The 17,709-nt window shown below is 62.2% G+C and carries 18 protein-coding genes and 1 tRNA gene; 17 read left to right on the forward strand and 2 right to left on the reverse strand.

Features of this window, described 5'->3' with window-relative positions:
- Position 1 precedes the first annotated feature (1 nt).
- The 16 genes from ispH (at position 2) to B5G20_RS04580 (ending at position 14,498) form a co-directional block, all read left to right on the forward strand.
- Entirely contained in the window at positions 2-847 is an 846-nt protein-coding gene (gene ispH, locus B5G20_RS04505) for a 4-hydroxy-3-methylbut-2-enyl diphosphate reductase (RefSeq protein WP_087355466.1), read from the forward strand.
- A complete protein-coding gene (locus B5G20_RS04510; RefSeq protein WP_087355468.1) occupies positions 844-2,277 on the forward strand; it encodes a DUF512 domain-containing protein in 1,434 nt (477 codons plus the stop codon). Before ispH ends, B5G20_RS04510 begins: the two co-directional genes overlap by 4 nt.
- Positions 2,278-2,287: 10 nt before the next feature.
- Positions 2,288-3,622 carry a ribosome biogenesis GTPase Der gene (der, locus tag B5G20_RS04515; protein ID WP_087355470.1) on the forward strand — a complete coding sequence of 445 codons (1,335 nt, stop codon included), beginning with the start codon at positions 2,288-2,290 and terminating at the stop codon, positions 3,620-3,622.
- A gap of 1 nt (position 3,623) precedes the next feature.
- Positions 3,624-4,289 (forward strand): glycerol-3-phosphate 1-O-acyltransferase PlsY, encoded by a 666-nt coding sequence (gene plsY / locus B5G20_RS04520; protein WP_087355472.1) that lies wholly within the window; start codon positions 3,624-3,626, stop codon positions 4,287-4,289.
- 5 nt (positions 4,290-4,294) lie between these two features.
- Positions 4,295-5,314, forward strand: a complete 1,020-nt coding sequence (locus tag B5G20_RS04525; RefSeq protein ID WP_087355473.1) for an NAD(P)H-dependent glycerol-3-phosphate dehydrogenase — start codon at positions 4,295-4,297, stop codon at positions 5,312-5,314.
- Positions 5,315-5,317: 3 nt separating this feature from the next.
- Positions 5,318-6,007 (forward strand): ribulose-phosphate 3-epimerase, encoded by a 690-nt coding sequence (gene rpe, locus B5G20_RS04530; protein ID WP_087355475.1) that lies wholly within the window; start codon positions 5,318-5,320, stop codon positions 6,005-6,007.
- A gap of 7 nt (positions 6,008-6,014) precedes the next feature.
- Complete coding sequence (locus B5G20_RS04535) at positions 6,015-7,193, forward strand: cysteine desulfurase family protein (RefSeq protein ID WP_087355476.1); 1,179 nt, start codon at positions 6,015-6,017, stop codon at positions 7,191-7,193.
- A complete protein-coding gene (locus B5G20_RS04540; RefSeq protein ID WP_239286876.1) occupies positions 7,190-8,041 on the forward strand; it encodes a Nif3-like dinuclear metal center hexameric protein in 852 nt (283 codons plus the stop codon). Before B5G20_RS04535 ends, B5G20_RS04540 begins: the two co-directional genes overlap by 4 nt.
- On the forward strand, positions 8,028-8,747 hold the full coding sequence (locus B5G20_RS04545; protein ID WP_158094392.1) for a C4-type zinc ribbon domain-containing protein: 720 nt from the start codon (positions 8,028-8,030) through the stop codon (positions 8,745-8,747). Before B5G20_RS04540 ends, B5G20_RS04545 begins: the two co-directional genes overlap by 14 nt.
- Positions 8,744-9,943, forward strand: coding sequence for a bifunctional phosphopantothenoylcysteine decarboxylase/phosphopantothenate--cysteine ligase CoaBC (gene coaBC, locus B5G20_RS04550; protein WP_087355480.1), 1,200 nt, complete (start codon positions 8,744-8,746; stop codon positions 9,941-9,943). Before B5G20_RS04545 ends, coaBC begins: the two co-directional genes overlap by 4 nt.
- A gap of 113 nt (positions 9,944-10,056) precedes the next feature.
- Positions 10,057-10,133 (forward strand) — tRNA-Pro (locus B5G20_RS04555).
- Between the two features lie 123 nt (positions 10,134-10,256).
- Positions 10,257-10,964 carry a CDP-alcohol phosphatidyltransferase family protein gene (locus B5G20_RS04560; RefSeq protein WP_087355482.1) on the forward strand — a complete coding sequence of 236 codons (708 nt, stop codon included), beginning with the start codon at positions 10,257-10,259 and terminating at the stop codon, positions 10,962-10,964.
- A gap of 95 nt (positions 10,965-11,059) precedes the next feature.
- Positions 11,060-11,494 carry an FHA domain-containing protein gene (locus tag B5G20_RS04565; RefSeq protein ID WP_087355484.1) on the forward strand — a complete coding sequence of 145 codons (435 nt, stop codon included), beginning with the start codon at positions 11,060-11,062 and terminating at the stop codon, positions 11,492-11,494.
- 1 nt (position 11,495) lies between these two features.
- A complete protein-coding gene (locus tag B5G20_RS04570; RefSeq protein ID WP_239286877.1) occupies positions 11,496-12,482 on the forward strand; it encodes a MerR family transcriptional regulator in 987 nt (328 codons plus the stop codon).
- 46 nt (positions 12,483-12,528) lie between these two features.
- Positions 12,529-13,062, forward strand: a complete 534-nt coding sequence (locus tag B5G20_RS04575; RefSeq protein ID WP_087355485.1) for an adenine phosphoribosyltransferase — start codon at positions 12,529-12,531, stop codon at positions 13,060-13,062.
- Positions 13,063-13,274: 212 nt separating this feature from the next.
- Positions 13,275-14,498 (forward strand): C40 family peptidase, encoded by a 1,224-nt coding sequence (locus tag B5G20_RS04580; protein WP_087355487.1) that lies wholly within the window; start codon positions 13,275-13,277, stop codon positions 14,496-14,498.
- Between the two features lie 114 nt (positions 14,499-14,612).
- Here B5G20_RS04580 and B5G20_RS04585 read toward each other — a convergent pair whose 3' ends face one another.
- Positions 14,613-15,221 carry a DUF1836 domain-containing protein gene (locus B5G20_RS04585; protein WP_239286878.1) on the reverse strand — a complete coding sequence of 203 codons (609 nt, stop codon included), beginning with the start codon at positions 15,219-15,221 and terminating at the stop codon, positions 14,613-14,615.
- Positions 15,222-15,347: 126 nt separating this feature from the next.
- On the opposite strand from B5G20_RS04585, the gene B5G20_RS04590 reads away from it, so the two are divergent.
- Positions 15,348-16,211 carry a DegV family protein gene (locus B5G20_RS04590; protein ID WP_087355488.1) on the forward strand — a complete coding sequence of 288 codons (864 nt, stop codon included), beginning with the start codon at positions 15,348-15,350 and terminating at the stop codon, positions 16,209-16,211.
- A gap of 537 nt (positions 16,212-16,748) precedes the next feature.
- On the opposite strand, the gene B5G20_RS04595 is transcribed toward B5G20_RS04590, so the two are convergent.
- Positions 16,749-17,684, reverse strand: coding sequence for an FAD-dependent oxidoreductase (locus tag B5G20_RS04595; protein ID WP_204207648.1), 936 nt, complete (start codon positions 17,682-17,684; stop codon positions 16,749-16,751).
- Positions 17,685-17,709: the final 25 nt, after the last annotated feature.

A 17,709-nucleotide genomic window follows, 5' to 3' on the forward strand; every position in this document is an offset into this window, starting at 1 on the left:
GATGCCCGTCATCGAAGTCGCTCGACAGGCTGGTGCCTGCTACGGTGTTGAGCGCGCGCTCAAGATGGCGCTCGAGGCGTCTGACTCGGCCAGTCAGCCGGTCCATACCCTGGGGCCGCTCATCCACAACCCGCTCGTGGTCGCTGATCTCGAGGAGCGCGGGGTCCGGCCCGCCGCCGATCCGGCTGAGGCGGGATCGGGCACGCTCGTCATCCGCGCGCACGGGGTGACCCCGCAGGTCATCGCCGACGCCGAGGCGCGCGGCCTGGCTGTGGTCGATGCCACGTGCCCCTACGTCAAGCGCGTTCACCGCGCTGCGGCCCGTCTTGCCGCTGAGGGCTATCAGGTGCTCGTGGTGGGGGAGAGCGGACACCCCGAGGTGCAGGGTATTTTGGGTCACGCGGGCGAAGGAGCACGTGTGGTCTCGGACGAGGACGACCTTGCCGGCCTTGCGCTTTGCGACAAGGTGGGCGTCGTTGTGCAGACGACCCAGACGGCCGAACGGTTGGCGCATGTGGTCGCTGCAGTCGTGGGCCGGGTGGGCGAGCTCCGCGTTATCAACACCATCTGCGAGGCCACAAGCGAGCGTCAGGCTGCGGCCGCCGAGCTTGCCGAGCGGTCCGACGTGATGATCGTGATCGGCGGGCGCGAGTCGGGGAATACCCGCCGCCTTGCGCAGATCTGCCGCGAACGCTGCATGAACACGCATCATATCGAGGATGCTGCCGAGCTTGACGCCGCGTGGTTTGACGAGGCGGAGCGCATCGGCATCACCGCCGGGGCATCTACCCCAGCCGAGCAGATCGAGCGCACTGTCGCTCAGATCGAGCGGGTAGTGGCCGCATGACCGCGCCCACCGTCCCACCCTACGCGCAGGGCCGTGCCGACTACGGCGGTCGCCCGGATGGCACCGGACAGCCGGTCTTGGGCGGCCGCGTAACTGCCGTCCGCCCGGATTCCCCCGCGTGGGATGCGGGGCTCGAGCCCGGGATGATCGTCACGAGTGTGGGCGACGAGCCGCTCTCGGACATGGTAGCCTGGCTCTGGGAGTCGGATGGCGACACGGTCGATCTTGAGGTCTTCGATCCGACGGATGGCACCACCGCCACCTGCACCCTCGAACGCCTACCCGGCGAGGACTGGGGCGTCGACTTTGACGGGGCGATCTTTGACGGCATGCGGACCTGCGTAAACGGTTGTATCTTCTGTTTTATGACGATGCTCCCAGCGCACATGCGCGGCTCGCTTTACATCCGCGACGACGATTACCGCCTGAGCTTTCTGCAGGGGAACTTCGTCACCCTCACCAATCTCAGCGACAACGATATCGAGCGTATCATCTCCTGTCAGCTGAGCCCCATGAACGTCTCGATCCATGCCGTCTCGTCCGATGTTCGGCGCCGGCTCATGGGCAAGAACGCTGCGCGGGGCATGGAGGCGCTCGAGGCGCTCATGGCTGCGGGGATCGAGATCCATGCGCAGGTGGTGCTCTGTCCGGGCGTGAACGATGGCGCGGAACTTGACCGCACGCTCGCCTATGTTGAGGCTCACCCCCAGATCACAAGCCTGGGTATCGTGCCGCTCGGCTATACGAAGTTTCAGAAGCGCTTCGACCGGTCGTTCTCCGACGACCCGGCGGCCGCGCGCGCCGTGGTGGAGCAGGTCCGTCCGTTTCAGGAGCGCGCTCGTGCGCGCACCGGGCGCTCCGTCTACCAGCTCTCGGACGAGTTCTATCTCGCTGCGGGCGTGCCTGTGCCGGGGGAGGCGTGGTACGACGGCTACCCGCAGTTCTACGACGGAATCGGCATGATCCGCTCCTATCTCGACGATACGGCGACACTCCGCCGTGATGGCGCCGGGCGGCTCGAGGCGGTTGCTGCGGCCCTTGCGGCAGAAGACCTTTCGCTCATGGTGGTCTCGGGTGAGGCCGCGCGCGAGACGGTTGCGGGCTTTGTGGAGGGGGCACCCCTCGGGGGACACGTTGCAGCCATCGAGAACCGCTATTTTGGCGGCAACGTCAACGTGACGGGGCTCATCTGCGCCGAGGACCTTTTGGAGCAGCTGCCGCACGACCTCGTGGGGGTTATGCTCTTTCTGCCGGAGGTCATGTTCAACGCTGACGGCCTCACCCTCGACAGCTATCATCGAGAGGACCTGTTGGATACCCTCACGCGGCGTGGGGCCCGGGCGTACGCCACCTCGACGCTCCCTGCCGATCTGCTGGATGCCCTCGAGGCCGCGCTTGCGGTGGACTCGGAGCATCCGGCTGCAAGATAAGGAGTGCTGCATGAAACCCATCGTCGCCGTCGTCGGCCGACCCAATGTGGGCAAATCGACGCTGGTGAACCGTATCGCGCAGTCGCAGGACGCGATCGTGCACGAGAGTCGCGGCGTTACGCGCGACCGCAGCTACCACGACGCCGACTGGAACGGCCGCGAGTTCACGCTCATCGACACGGGCGGTATCGAGCCGCTCAAGAGCGACGACGTCTTTGCCGCGTCGATCCGCGACCAAGCCCTCGCCGGTGCGGAGGAGGCCGACGCCATCCTCTTTGTCGTGGATGGCTCGGTGGGCGTAACCGAGGAGGACGAGACGGTCGCGCGCCTGCTCAAGCGCGTTAAGAAGCCGACCTTCCTCCTTGTCAACAAGCTCGACAACCCCGAGCGCGAGCAGGAGCGCCTGTGGGAGTTCTACTCGCTCGGCGTGGGCGACCCCATCCCCATCTCGGCTACCCATGGCCATGGCACGGGTGACCTGCTCGATGAGCTCATTCAGGTGCTCCCCGAAGAGACCGATGACGAGGATCCCTTTCCCGAGGCGCTCGGCGTGGCCATCATCGGCCGCCCGAACGCCGGCAAGTCGTCGCTCTTCAACCGGATCATTGGGGCCGAGCGCTCGATCGTCTCGGATGTCGCGGGTACCACGCGCGACGCCATCGATACCATCGTCGAGCGCAACGGGCGCGCTTACCGCCTGGTGGATACCGCGGGCATTCGCAAGAAGAGCACGGTCTACGAGAACGTCGAGTACTACTCGATGGTCCGTGGTCTCAGGGCGATCGATCGCGCCGACGTGGCGCTCCTTGTGATCGACTCGTCCGTCGGTGTGACGGAGCAGGATCAGAAGGTCGCCAACCTCGCCATTGAGCGCGGCTGCGCCCTCGTGGTGCTCCTCAACAAGTGGGACCTCCTGCCCGACGACCGGGCACGCGAGCATGTGCTCGAGACCATCGACCGGCGCCTCACCATGGCACCGTGGGCGGAGTACCTGCGCATCTCGGCGCTCACCGGCCGTTCGGTGGAGAAGATCTGGGCCTATATCGACGGCGCCGACGACCGCCGCGCCCAGAAGATCCCCACTGCGCGCCTCAACCAGTTCCTCACCGAGCTCCGTGAGTTTGGCCATACCGTTGTGGACGGCAAGCGCCGCCTGCGCATGCACTACGTTACCCAGACGGGCGTAAAGCCGCCGACGTTTACGTTCTTTGTCAACCACCCAGACCTCGTAAACGACACGTACGCGCGCTATCTCGAGAACCGTCTGCGCGAGAAGTTCGACCTCAAGGGCACGCCCGTGCGCTTGCGCTTCCGCTCTAAGAGCGCCGATAAGGCGGGTGAGTAGCATGGCGGACGGGTTCTCTACAGCCGCCTTCTACACCGTGGCCATGATGGTCGTCTCATACCTCATCTGCGGCATCCCCTTTGGCAAGATCCTCACCCGGGTCATGACCCACAAGGACATTCAGGCCGAGGGCTCGGGCAACATCGGCACCACCAACGCCCTGCGCGTGGCCGGTCCCAAGGTGGCCGCCCTCACGCTCGCCTTCGACCTCCTTAAGGGCATGGTCTGCGTGATGTTCTTCCGCGATGTGGTGGTTGCGGGCAACTCCTGGGCGCCCGACGTCTCAACCGATGTGATGGTCGCCCTCGTGGCGCTCGCCGCCCTGTACGGGCATATCTTTACCCCGTATCTCAAGTTCCACGGCGGCAAGGGCATTGCTACCGGCGTGGGCATCCTCTTTGGCTTTGCCTGGCCGCTCGCCCTCATCCACCTCGCGATCTTTATCGTGCTCGTGGCCATCACGCGCTACGTCTCGGTGGGGTCGATCGTCACGGCCGCCGTGGTGCCGCTCACCGTGCACATCATGTTCCCTGCGCTCAACCCGATTGCGCTTGCCATCTGGGCGCTTCTCGGCTGGACGGTCGTCTGGGCGCACCGGGGCAACATCGCCCGCCTGCGCGCGGGTACCGAGTCCAAGCTCTCGTTTGGCAGTAAGAAGGAGGCGTGAGCTCCATGCGCATCACCGTTATCGGGGCCGGCTCGTGGGGCACGGCCATCGCGGGCGTTGCCGCGGCGCGCGCAGAGCAGGTGACGCTCTGGTCGTTTGACGCCGAGTCCGTCGAGGGCATCAACGCCCGGCACGTCAACCCGCTTTATCTTGCCGACTACACCTTGCCCGACAACGTACGGGCCACGGGTTCCTACGAAGAGGCGCTCGAGGGTGCCGACGGCATCATCGTGGTCGTTCCCTCGCCGTTTCTGCGCGCGACGATCCACCAGGCTGCTCCCTACATTAAGCCGGAAACCCCAGTGCTCACGCTTACCAAGGGTATCGAGGAGCACACCGGGGCGCTCATGAGCGAGGTCGTGGCGAGTGAGATCGGTAATCCCGAGCGCGTGGCCGCCCTCTCGGGCCCCAACCACGCCGAGGAGATCTGCCGCGGGAGCCTCTCCGCCGCGGTCGTCGCCGCGCCGGTGCCCGAGGTGGCCGAGTTCTTCAAGAACCTCCTTATCTCCCCGAACTTCCGCATCTACCTCTCCGACGACATGGTGGGGATCGAGACCTGCGCCGCGGTAAAGAACGTCATGGCCATCGTCTGCGGCATCGCGGCGGGTGTGGGCTACGGCGACAACACGCTCGCCCTCATCATGACGCGTGGCCTGGCCGAGATCAGCCGTCTTGTTTCTGCCCGCGGAGGCAACCCGCTCACCTGCATGGGCCTTGCCGGCATGGGCGACCTTGTGGTTACCTGTACCTCGCCTCATTCGCGCAACCGCTCCTTTGGCGTGGCGTTTGCCCAGGGTGAGAGTCTCGAGGACTATCAGGCGCGCACCCACATGATCGTCGAGGGCGCTGCGGCAGCCAAGAGTACCGCCGAGCTCGCGAGAACGCTCGGGGTCGACGCACCGCTCACCTTTGTGCTCGAGCGCGCGCTCTATCACGGCCTTGGTATCGAGGAGGCCCTCGGCATCTTGCAGGACCGCTTCCCCACGGAGGAGTTCTACGGCCTCACCCCAACAGGAAGGGATTAACACATGACCGACCGTATCATGATCGCCCCGTCGATTCTCTCGGTGAACCTCGGCCACCTCGCCCATAGCCTCGATGACATCAAGGGTGCCGACTACGTGCACATCGATGTCATGGACGGGCACTTTACCCCCAACCTGACCTTTGGGCCCGAGATGGTCCGCGCCTGCAAGGGCATGACGGACCTGCCGCTCGACGTGCACCTTATGATCACGAACCCCGACGAGACGGTGCCGTGGTACATCGAGGCCGGAGCCGACCTCATCACCGTGCACTACGAGACGGTCTCGCACCTCAACCGCGTCGTCAACTACATCAAGGCGTGCGGCGTCAAGGCGGGCGTGGTGCTCAACCCCTCGACCCCGGTCTGCATGCTCGAGAACATCATCGACGACGTCGACGTGGTCATGCTCATGAGCGTGAACCCCGGCTTTAGCGGTCAGAGCTTTATCGAGGGCACGCTGCCCAAGCTCCGTGCGCTCCGAGAGCTCTGCGGTGCGCACGGCGTGTCGCCGCTCATCGAGGTCGACGGCGGCATCTCGCCGGCAACGATCGAGCGCGTCGTGGATGCCGGCGCTAACCTTCTGGTAGCGGGTTCGGCTGTCTTTGGGGCCGACGACCCCGCGGCCATGGTGGAGAAGCTGCGCACGATGGGCGAGCGTGCCGCCGCCTCGCGGGGCTCACTCAGGGCGTGAGACGCTGATGCAGCAAGAATCGCATAGCGTCGTCAACCTCGATTATGCCGCCTCGGCACCGTTGCGTGCCGAGGCGCGCTCGGCTGAGGCCGCCTATGACACCGCGCCCTGGGCAGGGGCCAATCCCAATGCCCTTCATTCGCTTGGGCGCGCGGCGGCGAGCGCACTCGAGCGGACTCGCGTCTCGATTGCGCGCTCACTCGGTCCCGGCGCGCGCCCGCATGAGGTGATCTTTACGGGCGGCGGTACCGAGGCGGATCAGCTGGCACTCCTCGGAATCGCCGAAGGGGTCCGCGAGCGCGAGCATATCCGCACGCGCGTGGTTGTCTCGGCCATCGAGCACGATGCGATCCTCGACAATCTGCCTCTGTTGCGTGCCGCCGGCTTTAACGTAGACATTGTGGCGCCTTGCCGCGCGGGCTATGTGGAGCCGCATGCCCTCGCAGCGCTCATGGGGCCCGACGTGGCACTCGTCTCGATCATGCTCGCCAACAACGAGACCGGTGCCGTGCAGCCCGTGGCAGACCTTGCGCACGTGGCGCACGATGCCGGTGCGCGCTTTCACACCGATGCGATCCAAGGGTACCTGCATATCCCCATAGACGTGCGCGCGCTCGGCGTGGACGCGCTCTCGATGGCGGCGCACAAGGTGGGAGGTCCCGTTTCTACGGGGGCGCTTTGGCTCAAAAGCCGCACCCCGCTAAGGCCACAGGTCTTTGGCGGTGGGCAGGAGGCTGGGCGCCGCGCCGGCACGCAGGACGTGCGACAGGCGATGGCCTTTGCCGCGGTGGCAGACGCCCTTGCGCCCCGCATCAGCGAGGATCGTGCACGGGTTCAGGCGCTTGCCGACGGACTATACGCCCGGCTCTGCACCTCGCCGCGTATCCAGGCTAGCCTCGATGCTTGGGGTGAGGTGGAGCGCCTACCGGGAATCGTCTCGATCTTGGTTACAGGAGCAGAGTCTGAGGACCTCATTCTCAAGCTTGATGCCGCGGGCTTTGCCGTCGCCGCGGGCTCTGCCTGCTCGAGCGGCAGTACCGATGCGAGCCATGTGCTCACGGCGATGGGCATCCCGGCAGGCGACGCCGCCGGGGCGCTCCGCATCTCGTTTGACGAGCGGGTGGATCCGGCTGACCTTGACCGTTTTGCCGATGCCCTGCTGGGGCTTGTGGAGGGATTGCGATGACCGCACAGATAGACGATGGGGGAGGACCCCTGACCATAGCCGATCTGGAAGCGGCGCTCTTTGCCGCCTTTCCCAGCGAGCATGCCGAGGGCTGGGACCATGTGGGACGCTCCGTGGGCGACCCGGATGCGCCGGTTGAACGGGTGATGTGTGCGCTCGATGCCACCGAGGCCAATGTCGTCCGTGCGGCCGAGGCCGGCGCGAATGTGCTCGTAGCGCATCATCCTGTCTTCTTGGGGGCACCCGCTGCCTTTGGGCCGCGACCGAGCGCTGAGAATCCTCAGAGCGCAGCTGCCCTCTATGGGGCGGTGCGGCGCGGTATAGCCATCATCTCCATGCACACGAACCTCGACCGTTCGCTCGAGGCGCGCCAAGCGCTCTGTGAACGATTGGGCCTGCATGCCCTGAGCTCACTCGAGTATCCGGATGCGCCCGAGCGCTGTGGGCTCGGGGCCCTGGCGGACGCCGAACCGATCGCCCTTGAGGCGCTGTCTCGCCGTGCGGCGCATGCCTTTTCTACCGTGCCGCGCATCTGGGGCGCGCCAGATGCCATGGTCTCGCGCATCGCCGTACTCGGTGGGTCGCTCGGCGACCTTGGTGAGCTTGCCATGAAGGCCGGCGCGCAGGCGATCGTGTGCGGGGAGGCCGGCTACCATGTATGTCAGGATCTTGCCGCGCGTGGCTGCGCGGTCGTGCTTTTGGGGCACGATGCCTCAGAGTTGCCTTTTGCCGAGGTGCTTGCGCGCACGGTGTGCGCATCAGGTGTACCGACAGATGCTGTAACCGTTATGGGGGAGCGCCGCCAGTGGTGGTCCCTGGATGAAGGAGCGTTACATGACAACCGCTGAAACCCTGCTTGAGCTCCAGAGGCTCGACCTTGCCCTCGAGCGCGACGAGGCCTCCCTCAGGGAGCTCCCTGAGCTTAAGGAGCTCGCTCGCAAGCGAGCCGCCTACCAGAAGCTCAAGGCCGAGGCTGCGCACCTCATGGGTACGCGGAAGGACCTCGAGACCGAGGTGGCCGACCTCACGCACGAGCAGGCCGAGACCGAGCACGAGGTCACGCTCACGCAGGAGGATGCGCAGCGTCTCAAGGATTACCGAGAGGTTCAGGCGCTCGAGATCGAGCTCTCCGATCTTGCCAAGAAGCTCGACAAGATCGCTTTCAACCTTAAGGAGAAGGAGTCGGCCCTCGCCGACGCCCTTGAGCGCGAGGAGAAGGTCAACGCCTACCTTGCAAAGTTCGAGCAGGCGCTTCTGAATGATGCCCAGGCTACACGTGCGGCTGTGACGGCGGTGCAGGAGCGCATCGATGCCACCCGCCGCGACCGCAACCGCACGGCGGCATCGCTCGACGCGACTATGCTCGACTCCTACGAGGCGTCGCGTAAGTCCCATAAGGGGATCGGTGTCGAGGAGCTCCGCAAGAACGTGCCGAGCGTCTGCCGCATGGCCCTCACGGAGGCCTCCATGGAAGATGTAACCCGTGCCGGCTCCATAGCGACCTGCCCCTACTGCGGCCGCATCCTCATTCAGCGGGAGGTGACCGAGGCGTGAGTGAGCGCACGGCATCTGACGAACGCCCTACCGTCCTTCTGTGTGTGACGGGTTGCATCGCTGCCTATAAGTCCTGTGAGATCGTGCGCCTCCTTCAAAAGCGTGACGTGCGCGTCAAGGTACTCATGAGCGAGCACGCCACGAAGTTTGTGGGCCCCACGACCTTCCGTGCCCTCACGCATGAGAAGGTTGCCGTGGGACTCTTTGACGACCCCGAGGACCCCATCCATCACATCTCGCTTGCGCAGGAGGCCGACCTTGTGCTCGTGGCACCTGCCACGGCCAACGTTATCGCCAAGATGGCGACGGGCATCGCCGATGACCTGCTTTCCACAACGCTTCTGGCCACACCGGCGCCCATCCTCGTGGCGCCGGCGATGAACGCCGGCATGTGGCGAGCGGCGGCAACGCGCGAGAACATGGAGACGCTCCATCGCCGTGGTGTTGCGGTGGTGGGACCGGGCTCGGGGTACCTTGCCTGCGGTGACGTAGACGAGGGTCGCCTTGCCGACCCGGACGAGATCGTGGCCCGCACGCTCGAGATGCTCGGGCGTACGAGCGCCCTTGCCGGCGAGCGGGTGCTGATCACCGCCGGCCCCACGTACGAGCCGATCGACCCGGTGCGCTTTATCGGCAACCGATCCTCCGGCAAGATGGGTATCGCGCTCGCCGCTGCAGCCCATGCAGAGGGCGCCGAGGTCACGCTCGTCCTGGGACCGACTGCGGAGCCTGCCCCCTCTGGGGTTACGGTGGTGCGCGTTGAGACCGCTGCCGAGATGCGCGATGCGGCTGTTTCCGCCTTTGCGGACGCCACCATTGCCATTTGCGCCGCCGCCGTGGCAGACTACCGGCCCCTCATGGTATCGGACCATAAGCTCAAGAAGAGCGAACAGCCGCTCAATGTCATCGAGCTCACCGAGACCGAGGACATCTTAGCCACGCTTTCTGCCGAGAAGGGCGCGCGACGCGTCATCGGGTTTGCGGCGGAGACCGACCGGCTGCTTGAGCATGCGTGCGCTAAGCTCGCCGCCAAGGGGTGCGACGCAATCGTGGCCAATGACGTCTCTCGTGCCGATTCGACCTTTGGTTCTGATACCAACAAGGTATGGTGGGTCACGGCTGGGGGGACCGAGGAGCTTCCGTTGCTCAGCAAGCGCGAGCTCGCGTATGAGATCCTCCATCGAGCCGTACGATAGCGTTCATTCTTAGAAAGCTTCTCCGCGACTTTGCAGAAATCCAAAATACCCCCTTGCGTCGCGGGACGGACTTGAGTAAAGTATCACTTGCTGCACGCAGGCAGCACTTGCTTCGGGACGTGGCGCAGCTTGGTAGCGCACTTGACTGGGGGTCAAGGGGTCGCTGGTTCGAATCCAGTCGTCCCGACCAGAAGCTTCAGGGCATCGGGTAACCGATGCCCTTTTCGTATCCGGCGTGTATCGGGTGCGCATGAGACATTGCTCATGGGGTATCATGCCATCTAGTGTACGCAACGTGTGGTAGGGGATATCTGTGGGTCTGCGGAAGAAGGTCAAGAAAGAGCTCATCGGCACTTCCGAGTACCCCTCCAACCAGATATTCACCATCTCTAACTTCATCACGGTACTGCGCCTGGTGCTCACCGTTGTCTTTTTCTATCTCTTTGTCACCGACTTCAATCGCTATATCGCCCTCGCCATCTATGCCGTTGCCGCTTCCACCGATTGGCTTGATGGCCAGATTGCGCGTCGCACCAAGACGGTAAGCTGGCTTGGCAAGCTCCTCGACCCGGTGGTCGACCGCGCTCTGCTCTTTACCGGTGTTCTCGGCCTTGTGTGGCGCGGTGAGCTCCCCACTTGGATTTGCGTCGTGATCATCGCACGCGATATCTATCTCGCCTGCGGCAACGCCTTCGTGCGCCGGTACCACAAGCGCCCCATCGACGTCGTCTACACGGGCAAGGCCGCTACGGCGCTTCTCATGACGGGGTTCTCATTTATGCTCCTGGGCCTGCCGGTTGTTTCGGGCCCCGCGCTCTTCCCGCAGTGGGGGGCTTGGCTCCCTGGACTCGACGGGTCGGCTCAGCCGCTTGGTATTTACCTCGTCTACCTTGGCGTTATCTTCTCGCTCCTCACCGCAGTGATCTATACGGTCAAGGGCTACCGTGCTGCCCGATCGGCGCAGCTTCACCCTGAGGATGAGGAGGACGACTTCCTCAACCCCGACATCGTGGAGTCGTAAGGCTCGTTTTGCGTGCGAGTCTGTGTAGCGGGCGTGCTGGGGTAGAATGAGTGGGTCGATTGACCGCGCTTCATGCGCAACGATAGGAGATGTTCATGGCTGCTTCTTCGGACTTCCTGCAAGATGGCGTTCCGTCCACCGAGCAGACCCGTGTCTTTCGTATGCCCGCCGATGACGCCACCGCGCCCGACCTCATGAAGAGCGTCTCGCTTTCGCGTCCGGTGCTCACCATCATCAAGGGGCCGCAGACGGGCAACACCTTTGAGCTCGACGATGTGGAGACCACCGTTGGACGCGATCCGGCTAACGCGATCTTCCTCAACGACATGACCGTCTCGCGCGCCCACGCCAAGATTCTCCGTCGTCCCACGGGAACGGTCATCGAGGACCTTGGCTCGCTCAACGGCACGTGGGTCGACGGTGCCATCGTTAACTCGGCACCGCTCCACGATGGCTCGTCGGTGCAGATCGGTACCTTTACGCTGATCTATCACGAGAGCAAACCGGAGCGTATCGAAACGGGTGAGTAGCTTGGCCGAGCGCAGCTATCTGAGCATCGGTCAGGTCGTCAACTACCTTCGGAGCTCCTATCCCGACCTCTCCAACTCAAAGATCCGCTTTCTAGAGGACGAGGGCCTCATCACACCGCACCGCACACCCAAGGGGTACCGCCAGTACTCCAAGGAGGATGTCGACCGGCTCGAGGTCATTCTGCACCTCCAGAAGACGCGCTACATGCCGCTCAACGTCATCAAGCAGCGGCTCGATAACGCCACCGATCTTTCGACCCTTGCCTACGAGGTCGGTCTGCTCTCTGACGTGCCGCTCAAGACCGAGCCGCGCGAGACGCAGCAGAAGCTTCATCCCATCGAGGACATCCCCGATCTGCTCGGCGTCAAGATTTCCTTCTTGCGTCAGCTGGCGGAGAACGACCTCATTAAGATCGTGCGGAGCCCTAAGAATCGCGAGCTTATCGATGGCCGCGATTTTCCGATCATCCGCTATGCATCGGAGCTCTCGCGCTTTAACATCGAGCCGCGCAACCTTCGTCAGTACGTGCTGGCGGCCAACCGTGAGTCCACGATGTTCGAGCAGGTGCTGACCGGTATGCTTGGCTCAGACACCTCCGAGGACAACCGTAACGTCAAGATCGAGCGCGCCTTTAAGAAGCTGCACGACCTGACCGACGGCATCCAGACCGCGCTTCTTAAGAACCGCGTGTATGAGTCGCTGAACGTGGTGGTTAACGATGCCGACGTGGACGAGATCGACGAGGAGCTCGATGAATCGGAGGCAATGCGCGACCGAGAGGCTGAGGCCACTGCTGCTGCCGATGCAGAGGACGAGGGCGGGAGCGGAGACGAGGCCGCCGGTGGCAACGGTGCCTCAGGCGCAGCGGCTGGCGCGACCTCCGGTACACGCAAGCGCTCCGTAAAGACCTCGCGCTTCACACCTGAGGTTGAGCCGCTGCCGCTTCCGGGCCTGGAGCCCACGCGGCGTCGCAGCGGAGCCAAGTAATTACCGCGCCTGCGCGCAAGACCATGCGTCAGAGAAGGGGAGAGCCATGAGCACGTTTGATTTTGACGCCTATATTCCCTCGATTCCCGACTATCCGGAGCCTGGGGTGATCTTCCGCGATATCACGCCGCTCTTTGCCGACGCAACCGCCCTCAAGGCTGCGATTGACGCCATTGCCGACCACTTCCGCGGCGAGGGCATTACTAAGGTTGTGGGGCCCGAGGCGCGCGGTTTTATGGTGGGTGTTCCTGTGGCGATTGCCCTTGGTGCTGGTTTTGTGCCCGCCCGCAAACCCGGCAAGCTGCCGCGTGCGACCATCTCGGAGTCTTATGAGCTCGAGTACGGCACCGACACCATCGAGGTGCACGAGGACGCGCTCACGCCTGCTGACAAGGTGCTTTTGGTTGACGACCTCATTGCCACGGGCGGTACCATCGCTGCCGCGGCCAAGCTCGTTGAGAAGACCGGTGCCACGGTGGCGGGCTTTGGCTGCATCTTGGAGCTCGCGTTTTTGAATCCGCGCGCTGAGCTTGCCAAGCTTGGTGACCACGACGTCTTCTCGCTGGTGCAGTCCAACTAGACGCCTAAATACTGTTCTAGGGCTACATTGACCGTAGTACTTGCCCGCAGGGTATCGTCGCATCGCGCGTTGCCCGGCGGGCGTTTTCCATGTGAACGACATCCGTTTGAAGGTTTTCCATTGTCGCGCTAAGCGGCAGGGACTCCATGGCGAGAGCTTCTATACTGTCAGGGACTCCGATACACACTATCCGTACTTTCCGGAGGTTGTACATGCGTTTATTGCCGCGTTACCGTCGAGCCGCCCGTGCGCTCACCGCGGTTACCCTTGCCGGCGTGCTCGGCGCTTCGGGCGCCGCCCCCTATATCTCGACCCTTCCCATTGCCGCCTATGCCGATACGCAGTCAGAGCTCGATGCCGCTCGTGCGCAGTTGAGTGAGATTGGCGCTGAGTACCAGGCGCTGCAAGAGAAGCTGCAGCAGGCAGGTGCTGAGCTTGAGGAGACAGCGAGCCAGATCGAGAGCACTCAGCAGGAGCTCGATCAGGCTCAAAAGCTCCTCTCTCAAAACGTCTCGGACGACTACAAGCAGGGCAATGTGAGCCTGATTGACATCTTGCTGAGCTCAACTGACTTTACCGACCTTATCTCACGCGTCTTCTATGCGGGCAAGGTCAACGATGCCCAGACCGAGGCAATCGACCAGGTCAAGGAGCTCCAGACTCAGCTTGAGGAGCAGCAGGCGCAGCAGCAGGCCAATCTTGAGGCTACCCAGGCACAGGTTGACGAGCAGGCTGCCAACCAAGCTCGGGCAAGCGCGCTTGTGGCGTCGCTCTCGGCCGAGCTTCAGGCTGAGCTTGAGGCGGAGGCTGCCCAGAACGAGAATCTTGCCTCGGGCATCCAGTCTGCCGAGGACGCCTCTAATGGCGCTTCTAACGTGCCGGTTGCCGGCAACGGCTCTACCGATAATGCTGGCGGTACCGTGAGCGGAGGTGGCTCCACGGGCGGTGGAAGCTCCAACAACTCGAACAATACCAATAATTCCGGCGGTGGCACGCAGGGTGGCGGCTCTACGCCCGCGCCTTCCCCCACGCCCGAGCCCGACCCGGCACCGCCCACGAATTCCGGTGGTTCTGCGACGGTCTCGAGTCCCATCTCGTATGCGCTTGCCATGGCTGGCCAACCTTACGTCTCCGCCGGTGAGAGTCTCGCTGAGGGCGGTTTTGACTGCTCGGGCCTGGTGTACTATGCCTATCGTCAGATTGGTATCACCCTGCCGCGCTCTTCGGGCAGCCAGTACACGTACTTTAAGAACAACGCGGGGCGCTTTACCACCAACAAGAATGAGCTCCAGTACGGAGACGTTGTGTTCTTCCCGGGTCATGTGGCGTTCTACGTCGGCAACGGCCAGGTCTTTGGCGCTACGCGTCCTGGCCAGGTTGCAGGGTACGGAAACATCAACTGGTACGGCACCTTCTTGGGGGGCGGCCAGCTCTAAGACGTGGCAGCTCATTACCCGTTCTGCAGCGTGAACGAAGAACCGGTGAGGCGCGCTGGCGCTCCACCGGTTCCTTCATATTGGGTGTGCTGGCTGTTCAGACGAGATCGTCTGCTATTCGTCGTATCCAAGGAACGATAGATAGCCCACAAGGTGGGCCTTCGCTGCAAACGCGAGCACGGCGCTCCGCACCAAAAGCGATTCGCGCGTAACGCGTGAAGCGGTATCTTCCCAAGGGTCTGGATCTTGCGCAAAGAACTGATGGATGGCATGCTCCAGCTCGGTTGCCACATAATCGTAGGCAACGTCGGTGATGTAGGTCATCTTTTGGATACGGAAGAGATCCGAGATGGCAGAGATGGAAAGCACCTGCTTAAAGATGCAGATCACAATGAGACGGGCAATCTGCTCACGTCCGTAGAGCTTTTTTTGCGGAGCGGCCACAAGATGGACCTTGACGTAGTTGTTGATCATCGATGCGGTGAGCCAGGGTCCGTCCGTGCAACCATCGAGCGGTGCCAAGACCTGTTCCACATAGGCGATGACTTGCTCGCGATAGAGCTCAACACCCGGCAGCTCGGCGTAACGGGGCACCTTGAACGCAAGGACGCGCTGAGCAAGATCTGAGTTGGTGAAGTCATCCGGTAAAATCGTGGGCATAATGTCGACGCGCGTGATGCTGCCCGCTTGGTCGGACATGGGGATTACGTGCGGATGCTGCATGACAATCGCCTCGACTCCTGTTGGAAACACGTTGTGTTTAGGATACCGTAATATCTAGTATGCTACACTAGGTCTAACGAGATTCACACCATGTGGTCTCAATACCGCACACGAGAGGGGACTGCTATGAGCTGGGCGATTATCGCGGACTCAAGCTGCAACCTACGGGGTTATACCCCTACGGCGGCCGACACGACCTATGCCGTCGCACCGCTAAAGATCAACGTCGGTGGTACCGAGTACGTTGATGATGACAACCTCGACGTTGCCGAACTCAACCGTCTCGTCGCTGAGGAGCAGAGTGCAAGCTCGAGCTCCTGTCCGAGTGTAGGGGAGTGGGCTGAGCTCTTCCGCACCGCCGAGAAGGTTGTGGCCGTTACCATTTCGGCGAATCTCTCGGGAAGCTACGAGGCTGCTGTCATGGCTCGCGATATGGTGATGGCTGAGGGTGGCCATCAGATTCACCTCGTTAACTCGCGTGCAGCCGGCGGTAAGCTCGAGCTCATTTGCCTGCTTTTAGATAGGTACCTAACTAAACATCCAGAGGCTTCGTTTGACGAGGTATGTACCTATATCGATGGCGTTGAGGCCTTCTCGACGGTTCTCTTCTCGTTGAGCAGCTACGAAAATCTTACCAAGAGTGGACGCATGCCCAAGATGGCGGGGCTCCTTGCCAACAAGCTCAACATCCGCATTTTGGGCACGGCTTCAGACGAGGGAACCATCAAGATCGTGGCGCCTACGCGCGGCCAGAAGAAGATGATCCTCAAGGTTGTGCAGGCCATGGAAGGTGATGGCTTTGCCGGTGGCGTGGTATGCATCGACCATGTAGAGAACGAGGCGATGGCTCGCGAGCTTTCGACAGCTATCGAGAATCGCTGGCCCAATGCTGAGGTTCACATTATGTCCTGTGGTGGACTTTGCAGCTATTACGCCGAGGCGAAGGGTCTTATCATCGGTTATGGCTGGAATACCGCCAGCGGCCTGTAGCATGTCATTGCGGGCGGCTCTTTGCGCCACAGGACATTGCGCAAAGAGCCGCTTTCTATGTTCTCGTAACAACATTACATAAGATATATTATCGTGAATCCATTTGTAAAATCAGAGGCCGTGCAACTCTCAGACGCCCAGAGCAAGAACGCTTAATGGAAAACGTCGTTTACTCTTGTAACGGCGTTATATTGTCGTATTTTGCGCAAAGCCAGGGTGAATGACACCTTATAAACACAATCCACTCATGCTTTGTGCATTTTCGTCTCGCTGCGTCTGTCGGTCGCATCTAACCCGAGGCATAACCACATATCAAAGCTCGTTCACGTTAAACGCGCCAATGCAATCAGGGTCGCTGTATATTTGTGATCGACGTAGTATCGTGCCGCAAAGAATCGAGCCGGGATGCGTATTGGACTTCCTAGCTCGATTCGGCTTAGAGAGTTTGTCTGTCGCGTGTTACGAGGTGCGGGCTGAACTATATGTTTGCTCGTCTTGCATCCCTCGAAACGCTCCTATTAGTTAGCTACCTAAGTATTATCCGTTCAGGTAGTGGTAGGCTGACATAGCCGCAATGGCACCATCCGATGCGGCGGTGATAACCTGGCGAAGCTTTTTGGTTCGCACATCGCCCGCAGCAAAGAGACCGGGCGTCGCGGTGGCCATATCGTCATCGGTTACGACTCCCCCATCGCGCCCGAGTTCAACAAGCCCCTCAACGAGCTCTACCGTTGGTTGAGTACCGGCAAAGACAAAAATGCCAAACGATCCTTCATCAAAGGACTCTTCGTGCTCTTCCCCCGCGGCGTTATTACGGAAGGTAATCTTGGAGAGGAGCTGATCTCCCGTAACGCGCACGATCGAGGTCTCGTACCGCACGTCGACGTTATCTCGCGCCAGCAGCGTGTCAACCACGCCCTGAGGAGCGCGAAACACATCGCGACGAACGACCATGGTAACGTGTCCGGCGATATGGGAAAGGTAGATTGCCTCCTCTACGGCAGCATTGCCGCCACCGATCACAAAAACCTGCTTTCCGCGATAGAACATCCCGTCGCAGGTCGCGCAATACGAGATACCGCGACCGCGATACGTGTCCTCACCCTCAAATCCCACCGTGCGCGGCACGGCTCCCGTTGCCAGAATAAGCGTGGGTGCCGTATAGGTCTGTGCACCGTCCGTAATGGCAAAGGAATCATCGTCCAGTCGCTCGATGCCAGTGGCCATGGCATAAAGGGTCTCGGCGCCTGCCGCCTCAGCATGCTCTTGGAACTTCATGCCGAGCTCGGATCCGCTGATGGAGGGAAACCCAGGATAATTCTCAATGACATCGGTTGTGGCGATCTGCCCTCCTGGCATCCCCTGCTCCACAACGGCGCAGGAAAGACCTGCACGGGCAGCATAAATTGCAGCGGTATAGCCAGCGGGGCCGCCACCAAGAATCAACGTATCGTAACGATTTGACATGTGCATCTCCCAACGGTTAAAAGGGCGTCTG

The organism is Collinsella sp. An7 (genome assembly GCF_002159335.1).
GTDB lineage: Bacteria > Actinomycetota > Coriobacteriia > Coriobacteriales > Coriobacteriaceae > Coprousia.

Excerpts from the sequence above, each read along its gene's own strand:
- ispH (WP_087355466.1), top strand. The coding sequence starts at position 2 with ATGCCCGTCATCGAAGTCGCTCGACAGGCTGGTGCCTGCTACGGTGTT.
- B5G20_RS04510 (WP_087355468.1), top strand. The coding sequence starts at position 844 with ATGACCGCGCCCACCGTCCCACCCTACGCGCAGGGCCGTGCCGACTAC.
- der (WP_087355470.1), top strand. The coding sequence starts at position 2,288 with ATGAAACCCATCGTCGCCGTCGTCGGCCGACCCAATGTGGGCAAATCG.
- plsY (WP_087355472.1), top strand. The coding sequence starts at position 3,624 with ATGGCGGACGGGTTCTCTACAGCCGCCTTCTACACCGTGGCCATGATG.
- B5G20_RS04525 (WP_087355473.1), top strand. The coding sequence starts at position 4,295 with ATGCGCATCACCGTTATCGGGGCCGGCTCGTGGGGCACGGCCATCGCG.
- rpe (WP_087355475.1), top strand. The coding sequence starts at position 5,318 with ATGACCGACCGTATCATGATCGCCCCGTCGATTCTCTCGGTGAACCTC.
- B5G20_RS04535 (WP_087355476.1), top strand. The coding sequence starts at position 6,015 with ATGCAGCAAGAATCGCATAGCGTCGTCAACCTCGATTATGCCGCCTCG.
- B5G20_RS04540 (WP_239286876.1), top strand. The coding sequence starts at position 7,190 with ATGACCGCACAGATAGACGATGGGGGAGGACCCCTGACCATAGCCGAT.
- B5G20_RS04545 (WP_158094392.1), top strand. The coding sequence starts at position 8,028 with ATGACAACCGCTGAAACCCTGCTTGAGCTCCAGAGGCTCGACCTTGCC.
- B5G20_RS04565 (WP_087355484.1), top strand. The coding sequence starts at position 11,060 with ATGGCTGCTTCTTCGGACTTCCTGCAAGATGGCGTTCCGTCCACCGAG.
- B5G20_RS04575 (WP_087355485.1), top strand. The coding sequence starts at position 12,529 with ATGAGCACGTTTGATTTTGACGCCTATATTCCCTCGATTCCCGACTAT.
- B5G20_RS04580 (WP_087355487.1), top strand. The coding sequence starts at position 13,275 with ATGCGTTTATTGCCGCGTTACCGTCGAGCCGCCCGTGCGCTCACCGCG.
- B5G20_RS04585 (WP_239286878.1), bottom strand. The coding sequence starts at position 15,221 with ATGCAGCATCCGCACGTAATCCCCATGTCCGACCAAGCGGGCAGCATC.
- B5G20_RS04590 (WP_087355488.1), top strand. The coding sequence starts at position 15,348 with ATGAGCTGGGCGATTATCGCGGACTCAAGCTGCAACCTACGGGGTTAT.
- B5G20_RS04595 (WP_204207648.1), bottom strand. The coding sequence starts at position 17,684 with ATGCACATGTCAAATCGTTACGATACGTTGATTCTTGGTGGCGGCCCC.